The sequence below is a fragment of the Bradyrhizobium sp. UFLA05-112 genome (genome assembly GCF_053572325.1).
Genome location: NZ_JBANBK010000120.1, coordinates 13,621 through 18,798, shown reverse-complemented (window position 1 = coordinate 18,798; position 5,178 = coordinate 13,621). Strand labels below are relative to the sequence as shown.

General features: G+C 60.7%; 3 protein-coding genes and 4 pseudogenes. 4 read left to right on the top strand and 3 right to left on the bottom strand.

The window, feature by feature from the left end; translation table 11 throughout:
- Positions 1 to 132 (top strand): annotated as a pseudogene (locus SO180_RS38820) (aromatic ring-hydroxylating dioxygenase subunit alpha); the annotation flags it as partial.
- A gap of 10 nt (positions 133 to 142) precedes the next feature.
- Positions 143 to 865: a ferredoxin reductase gene (locus tag SO180_RS38815; protein ID WP_449384063.1), complete on the top strand. Its 723-nt coding sequence runs from the start codon at positions 143 to 145 to the stop codon at positions 863 to 865.
- 711 nt (positions 866 to 1,576) lie between these two features.
- Here the strand turns inward: SO180_RS38815 and SO180_RS38810 are convergent.
- Both SO180_RS38810 and SO180_RS38805 read right to left on the bottom strand, forming a co-directional pair.
- Positions 1,577 to 2,125: pseudogene (locus SO180_RS38810) on the bottom strand (hypothetical protein); the annotation flags it as partial.
- A 1-nt stretch (position 2,126) separates the two neighbouring features.
- A complete protein-coding gene (locus SO180_RS38805) occupies positions 2,127 to 2,408 on the bottom strand; it encodes a LexA family protein (RefSeq protein WP_449384062.1) in 282 nt (93 codons plus the stop codon).
- Positions 2,409 to 2,446: 38 nt separating this feature from the next.
- On the opposite strand from SO180_RS38805, the pseudogene SO180_RS38800 reads away from it, so the two are divergent.
- A pseudogene (locus tag SO180_RS38800) lies at positions 2,447 to 3,340 on the top strand (IS630 family transposase); the annotation flags it as partial.
- A 311-nt stretch (positions 3,341 to 3,651) separates the two neighbouring features.
- Here SO180_RS38800 and SO180_RS38795 read toward each other — a convergent pair.
- On the bottom strand, positions 3,652 to 3,984 hold the full coding sequence (locus tag SO180_RS38795) for a hypothetical protein (RefSeq protein ID WP_449384061.1): 333 nt from the start codon (positions 3,982 to 3,984) through the stop codon (positions 3,652 to 3,654).
- Between the two features lie 951 nt (positions 3,985 to 4,935).
- Here SO180_RS38795 and SO180_RS38790 point away from each other — a divergent pair.
- Positions 4,936 to 5,178 (top strand): annotated as a pseudogene (locus SO180_RS38790) (hypothetical protein); the annotation flags it as partial.

Genomic DNA, 5,178 nt, shown 5'->3' with positions numbered 1-5,178 from the left:
ATCGACAAGAACCCGCGTTCGCCCTTCTACGATCTCAACATCGATGCGGGCGCACTCTGGGCACGGCGGCTGATCGACCAAATGGTGGCCGACGAGCAGGACCGCGTGGTCGCAAACCTTGCGGCCGAGTGAGCGAAAAGTCATGGCCAAGCCGATGGAACCGATTGGTGCACGTCTTCGCGCCACGCGTGATCTTACTCCTGACGTCCGTCTCTTCGAGATCGAGCCGGACTACCCGTCAGCTAAGGTAACGCCTGGCAGTCACATCGACGTTCTCGTGCCGATCGACGGGCGGCCCCAGCTTCGTAGCTATTCATTGGTAGGACCCTGTGCGGACGGGCTCTATCGCATCGCTGTTAAGCGGGTCGCCTCCAGCCGGGGCGGGTCGGTCGGCATGTGGCGCCTCAAGGCGGGCGAACGGCTCACGATTTTCGAGCCGCGAAACAGCTTCGAACTGAGCTACGGCCGGCCGGACTATTTGCTGCTGGCCGGCGGCATCGGCATCACGCCGATCTACACAATGGCGCTGGCGCTGAAGCAAACGGACGCGAATTTTCGCCTGCTCTATGCTGCGCGTAGCAGCAGCGATCTGGCACTCGCGGACGAGCTTGCCCGCTATATCGGCGAACGGCTTCAGCGTTTCGTCAGTGAAGAGGGACAGCGGATCGACATCGGCGGCGAGATCGCCCAACTAGACGCGCGTGGTGAGCTCTATGTGTGCGGCCCGTTCGGCATGTTGGAGGCGGCCAAACAGCTTTGGAGCCAAGCGGGCAGACCCGCGGCGCACATCCGCTACGAGACGTTCGGCAATACCGGTGGCTTCGCGAACGCCCCGTTCAAGATCAGGGTCCCCGATTGGCCCTAGAAATTGACGTCCCTGCCCGTCGCTCCATGCTGGAGGCGACTGGAAGATGCCGGCGTCGACATGATCTTTGGTTGCCGGCGCGGAGAATGCGGTCTTGCGTGCTGCCGATCCTGGAGGCGTCAGCTAAGGTCGATCACTCGTGACGTGTTCTTCAGCAGTGAAGAGCGAGCGATGAACAGTAAAGTCTGCACCTGCGTGTCGCGCGCGGCGAGCGGCTTTCTAACCATCGATACGCCTGATCGAACGCCCAATTAGCGTCATTCCCCAATGTGTCTCGGTGCAGGCCTCGGGGCTACATAAGAGCCGCGAATAAGCCTCGCTCGACCAGCGTTCCGCCCGATCTACTCGGGCGATATAGGCCCTTCGCGACAACAGCAAGGCACGCGCGCCGGCCCTTTCCTTGATTCCGATCGACTCTGGCTAGACCGGACGAAGCCACGCGCGAGCTGTCGGCGGCAGTGCAAAAAGCGCGATAGAAGTGATTGGTCGATTCCGGCAATTGTTATCGGCCGCTTGGCCTCGGTACTGGCTTTGAAGCTGGTTTTGGAGCTGACCGCGAGAACTCGCCATGCGTTCGGGGAAGAGCGAAAGTACTTCGTCTCGGAAGCTTTCAGGCTACGGGCTGCTGTAGGTCCACCATCCTAATTGCGGCACGCTTTTCCAACGTCAGACCAATGATGTCGCCACTGCGTACTCAACCGCTAAAGGACCCTAGATCCCAAGTCGAGCGGCCTGCGTCGACAATTGGTCCTCCTCGGCAAGCTGATAGCGTGGGATGTCACTATGCACTGCGGCCAACAAGGACTGACAGAATGCAGGCGTAAGCTTGCCGCGGTGAACCACGACGTTTTCGCGACCAGTCGCAGCCCGGGCGTTCTGCCACTGCTGATTGTAGCCGCGTTGTTCATTGGACTTGACGTGGCAAGCAGCGAAGTCGGCGTCATCCAGCGTCGTCAACTGTCGCACATGGACCGGCCGCTTCGTATGGATGTGCACCCACATCGGGCTCGGCATTGCACCATTGCGCAGCGCCTTGGGTTGCAGCTTGACCTCGAACAGCGTCCCCGGTTCACCCTTCAACGCGCGCGGTGGATCGGCAGGCGCCAACTCCTCGGCCGCGCGCAACTGTTCAAGGTACTTCTGCGATGGAAAGCCGTAGGTCTTCATGCATTCAATCCTAGTCGACGCCTTTCGCTCATCCAAAGCCTTGGCGAGCCCCTGCGCCTCGGACCGCATTATCTTGAGCCGGACTAGTGGTTCATCACAGTGATTTTGACGTTTTGATACCGAGCCATTCGAGGATGGGCAAGTTTTCGGGTGGCAGGAGGATCTCGATGCTTCGTGCGACGCCGGGCTGGCGACGAATGAAGCCGTTCCGTTCGAGGGTGACGATCATCTGGTGGACTGACGGCGGGCTGACGCGGAAATGACGCTGGATGTCGGCCTCGGCGGGCGGCTGTCCGAACATGTACGAATAGGTATGGATGAAAGCAAGATAGTGACCCTGCTTCTCGGTCAAGTGCGCGCCTGATTTTTGACTCATCGCTGGATTCGTCCCGGCCTCCGACAAGGAGGCGAAGCATGAATGTACGTTATCGGGTCGAATTGAGCCAAGCCGAGCGGGACGAACTGACGGCGATGCTCGGTGGCGGCAAGCATGCCGCCCGCAAACTCAAGCGGGCGCAGATTTTGCTGGCGGCCGATGCCGGCAGCTGCGACGCGGAGATTGTCCGAACCGTCCGGGTCAGCCTTTCCACCGTCGGCCGGACCAAGCGCCGCTTCGTGGAAGGCAATCTGGTGCGGGCCTTGAGCGAGGAGCCGCGTCCGGGCGCGGAACGCAAGCTGACAGGCAAGGAAGAGGCCCTGCTGGTGGCGACGGCATGCGCCAAGCCGCCCACCGGCCGCAAACGCTGGACGCTGACGCTGCTCGCCGACGCGATGGTCAAGCTCACCGATCACGACAGCCTTTCGGGCGAGACCGTGCGCCGCCGGCTGGCCGACAACGACCTCAAGCCGTGGCGCAGGGACATGTGGTGCATTCCCCGTGTCGACGGCGAATACGTCGCCCGCATGGAGGACGTGCTCGATCTCTACGCTGAAGCGCCGGATCCCGAGCGGCCCCTGGTCTGCTTCGACGAAACTCCCGTCCAGCTTATCGGCGAGGTCCGTCAGCCGATCCCGGCCCAACCGGGACAGCGCGAGCGCTACGATTACGAATATCGCCGCAACGGCACCGTCAATCTCTTCGTCACCTTCGATCCGCATCGCGGCTGGCGCAACGTCAAGGTTACAGACCACCGCGCCGCCGTAGACTACGCGCACTGCATGCGCGAACTCGTCGACGTCCATTATCCAGATGCCCCCTGCGTCCGTGTCGTGCAGGACAATCTGTCGATCCATACCGCCGGCGCACTATATCAAGCATTTGCGCCTGCCGAGGCCCGTCGCATCCTGCGCCGCCTCGAATTCCACTACCCATCGGCCCCGGCCTGCTCAGAAATTCAAAAGACCCAGACATCGCCGGCTGACGAACCTTTCCTCCTCAGCAACCTAGTGGGCGCGTGAGGCAACGGTGGCTGTTAAACTCCGCTTCTTGCCGACTGGTCAGCCTCTCGTAAGCTGGTTGACCTAGTACAAAGCCCGGTGCGGAGGGTAGCAGACGAAACGTTAGAGTACTCCGCGGCTTATACCTTCGAATCGAGATCGGTATGGATGGTTCGCAGTTTCATGCTCGGCAGTTGAATCCGTTGGTGCGAGGCCTCACGGAGCAGAATACGGAGCTGCCGCTAGAGCAACAGGCCGCCGAGGCAAGTCTGCAAGCGAGCTTTGAGCAGCAGCTGCGCGAATCGCAATCCACTTCGTCTGCGCAGCAGGGCGGAGAGATCCGGAGCGGTCCCGGGTGCGTCCCATTCGGTGGCGCGGAGGCGGTGGCACGCGGGCCAGGTCCACGGCCGAACTCTAGAGGACAGCAGCCTGCGGAGGTCCGCGTAGGCGCCAAGCGCGACCGCTCTGAGCCCTTTGCCGAGGACAAGGAGCTTGTTTCCACCTTCAAGAAAGCGGCCCTTGATGCGAAGACGCACCAGAGGACCGTCAAGAGAATGGTAGGTGATCTGCACCATTTAAGCCGCTGGCTCCGCCAAGAGAATCGGAGCCCAATATCGCGCCGGTTTAACTCTGATTCTCCTGGTCATGGTTCCTTTGTCGCTGATGTGCAGGACTATCTGAGGGATGGCGGCCGCCCTGCTGTAGTCGGACAGCTAAACAAGGTTGCGCCCGGAAGCCTCCCGTCGCTAGAGCAAATGACGGAGGACCTTCCTACCGAAGACGCGGATCTGTTGGCAAGGTTCCGGGTCAAGGCCGAGGAACGTGAGGTTACCTCAGGCGCCATCAGTAACTCTCTTTCCGGATTTAGGAATTTTGCTAGGTGGCTCCAGGCTAACAATAAGGGCACTTTGGCTTCTCGGTTGCGAGGCGGTCCACTAGATGATGAAATTTCGACGTACAGGAGCAGCCTGGGGCGGGACCCTCAGAACCGGCTCAAATCGGCTCTGAATGATCTCAGGCGGGTCTTGCCCGGGTGTGAAGAAGCCGAAGCATCCGAACGCCGTGGCATTGGTCGCCCTCGATACCTGGCTCCTCATCCCGAAGACGCCGCCCTGATCGATGGCGCGCTCGGCCAAGCCTTGAAAGATCTTAAAACTCCGACTGCGGAGCTAAGGCAATCTGCGCAGAAGCGGGCTACACGTCTTCGTGCCCTGAGTGCGTGGCTTAAAGAAAATGACAGGAAGAGCATAGCTGGCCGACTTAACGGCTCTAACAAGGAGGAGTTAACGCTGCACAACGATGTGGAAGCGTTCAAACTGACTGGAAGCAGATTACACAGTCCCGATTTGTCACATCTTCGGAGCTACTTAAAACTCGTCGAGGCGAACCAAGCCCTTGGACTGCAAGCCCGTGAGCAGTCGGCTTTGCCAGCCGGCCTATGCGCTGTGCGGCCCAGCCCGCCGCAGTCGCTTCCCGCAGCCCCAACCACCGCGAGCCAGGAAGCTGGGGCTCGGTTGAGACTGGAGATGCGAGAACCCGCGTCACCATTAGCTGCCAGGGCTGCCTCCGACATCTACGGCGATCTTGCATCATTTGTTGATCTGAACCCGCCGACGCCGTCTGAACTGCGCGATGATGCTCACTTTGCGCCCGGGCCTTCTGCCAGAGCTCGCTCAGACACCTACGGCGGCCTTGCGTCATTTGTTGATCTGAATGCGCCGACGCCGTCCGAGTTGCGCGATGATGCTCACTTTGGGCCCGCGCCCTCT